We start from the raw sequence: 2,843 nt of genomic DNA on the forward strand, positions 1-2,843 counted from the left end.
GTAAACTATTATTGATAGATAGTAGGTTACTATGTATCTAGAACATCGTCTTACTACTAATAATATTCATGAGCGCCAATAGAGGAGGGGGAGTTAGACCAGATCTTATCAGTATCCGCCGGGCTGTTGATGCTATGCGTCGGGACACCGGCTTTAAGGATTTAGAGCTTGCTGCTCTAAAAGAAGAACTTGAAGTAGTCAAGAACACCGAACTGAACGTAAACTTGTCAGGGGGAGACTCTGGAAGTGGTACAGGCGGTACAGGTGGTGCTGGCGGTACAGGCGCAGACGGAGCATCTGCCTACGAGATAGCTGTGGCTGAAGGCTTTGAAGGTACAGAAGAAGCTTGGCTCATCTCATTAACTGGTCCAACCGGACCACCGGGCAGCCCTGGTACTTCTGCCTACCAGGTAGCTGTCAATAATGGCTTCGTAGGGACAGAAGCTGCATGGCTCGCGTCTCTTGAAGCCCCTGATGCATACTACGTACACATCCAAAGTGTTGCGTCTAGTATGTGGACTATTAACCATAACCTCGGTGGACGACGAAACGTAGAAGTCCTCAATGAGGGCGAAATTACTTCCCTGGCTCGCGTTGAACACGTCAATGAGAACCAAGTCATTGTCTCTTTCTCTAGAGCGCGATCAGGTCGCGCCATAATTTCATGAGTATACCTATTCTAGACAGCCTGGATCTTCAGCAGAATGCGATCATAGCAGCGCTGATGAACCCCACCCCTGCTGACCCCGGCACGCCGGAAGAGGGCCAGATATGGTTCCGCACCGACCTAAATCGCTTGCGGATCTATGCAGGTGGCGCAATCAAGTCACTGGCATTCACGACGGACGCCGGAGCAGGTGCGGTAAACGCTACCGACTTCGACGCATTTACTATCCTTGCCGCTGATGCTGATGACTCACCTCTTCCCCTGACGATACCCGCGAGTACACTCGTTGGTCGTCAAGCAGCTGGAGGCATCGACGCCCTCACAGCCGCTGAGGTACGTACAATCCTCGGAATCGAGGCAGGCGCTACAGCAGATCAAACTGCATCAGAAGTCCTATCGTTACTATTGACGGTAGACGGCACCACCTCTGGTCTTGATGCAGACCTCCTGGATGGTCAGGAAGGCTCCTTCTATGCGACTGCTGCGTCTGTTGCTGGAGTGGTCAATGAGGCTGACTATAACGCATCTACGATCTTGGCTGCCGACGCTGATGATACGCCTCTCCCACTGACTATTGCTGCAAGCACGATTGTTGGTCGTAAAGCTGCAGGTGGTATTTCGGCAATGAGTGCCGCTGAGGTACGAACGATCCTTGGAGTTGAAGCAGGTGCTACAGCAGACCAAACAGCGGCAGAAATCCTAGCGTCACTACTTACGGTAGATGGAGCTGCGTCCAGTCTTGATGCAGACCTTCTAGACGGTCAACAAGGTACCTTCTACGCTACGGCTGCTTCAGTAGTCGGGGTGGTTTATGAAGCTGACTTTGGCGCATCGACAATTCTTGCGGCGGACACCGATGATACTCCCCTCCCGCTAACGATCCCAGCAAGCACAATTGTTGGCCGTAAGGCTACAGGTGGTATCTCCGCGATGAGTGCTACAGAAGTGCGGACGGTCCTTGGAGTTGAGGCAGGCGCTACAGCAGATCAAACTGCAGCAGAAATCCTCTCTGCCCTACTAACAGTAGATGGCGCGGCATCCAGTCTCGACGCCGATCTGTTGGATGGTCAGGAAGGTTCCTTCTATGCAACTGCTGCCTCTGTCGTAGGCCTTGCTTCTGAAGACTACGTCGATACTGAGATCAACAACCTAATCGCGGCTGCGCCCGGAACGCTGGACACGCTCAACGAACTGGCTGCCGCGCTAGGAGACGATCCTAACTTTGCGACGACGATCACCAACTCGCTGGCGACGAAGCCAACGAAGTATGCGGTGGACATCGGCGATGGTGTTGCTACGGTTATTACGGTCACGCACAGCCTTGGTACATACGACGTGATTGTCGAGCTGTATTTCACAGCCACGAAGAAGAGCTTGATGGCATCCGTCACACGCACGACTATTAACGCTCTTGAGGTTACATTCGCCTCGCCTCCGGCGTCAGGCTCTATCCGCTGCGTGGTACACGGATGACAGAATACCTAGGAACGAAGGTAGCTGATCCTGATCAAATTGCAACCCAGGGCGACATTGACGCTGCCGTCCTGGCCACCAACGATCAAGATATTACGGCCTTCCGCACTATAAGTGATAATAAGCTCGGCCTTGGTCTGCTAATAGACATGCAGTCAGGGGTCCAGAAGAGTCAGCTTCTAGTAGCATCCACAGCGGGTGTTGCTAAAATGAACACTGTTGTGGGCGATGGCACCAATGGCATTACGCTACTGGCTACGCCCTCAAACTACAACATGCTCTTCTCGGGTACGTGTGGGTTTCAGCTCAACAGTTCCGCAGGTACAGCCGGACAGCGTTTTACATCTGGTGGTGCTAGCTCAACGCCTGTGTGGTCGAACCCCAGCATCCTGATCCAGGACGGGGCTCCCGGCTCCCCTGTGGATGGCCAAGTCTGGTCCTGCCCAGCTGACGACGAGCTATACCGCTATGACAGCGGGCGCTCGAAGTGGCTCTCTGTAGGCTCGACGATCCATCACGATATGGGTCTAAACCAGGCCATCGGATCGGGCGTCGGTCACTACTTGGCCCTCGGCGGTAACAACCGATCGGCAGTCGCCACCGTGGGCACCGAGCGTGGTCTCGTCGTCCCGTGGCCTGCTACCTTCATTGGTTGGATTTATCACAGTGCATCTACGCTTACAGGCTGGAACCATAACCTAAT

Annotated in this window: 3 protein-coding genes; all 3 read left to right on the forward strand. The window is 53.7% G+C overall.

Annotated elements, in window-relative coordinates:
• Positions 1-134 precede the first annotated feature (134 nt).
• Entirely contained in the window at positions 135-668 is a 534-nt protein-coding gene (locus V6D20_17840) for a hypothetical protein (GenBank protein ID HEY9817645.1), read from the forward strand.
• A complete protein-coding gene (locus V6D20_17845; protein HEY9817646.1) occupies positions 665-2,140 on the forward strand; it encodes a hypothetical protein in 1,476 nt (491 codons plus the stop codon). Before V6D20_17840 ends, V6D20_17845 begins: the two co-directional genes overlap by 4 nt.
• Positions 2,137-2,843, forward strand: a 707-nt coding sequence (locus V6D20_17850) for a hypothetical protein (GenBank protein HEY9817647.1), incomplete at its 3' end; no start/stop codon positions are given. The genes V6D20_17845 and V6D20_17850, both read left to right, overlap by 4 nt.

This window comes from Candidatus Obscuribacterales bacterium, from assembly GCA_036703605.1.
Lineage (GTDB): Bacteria > Cyanobacteriota > Cyanobacteriia > RECH01 > RECH01 > RECH01.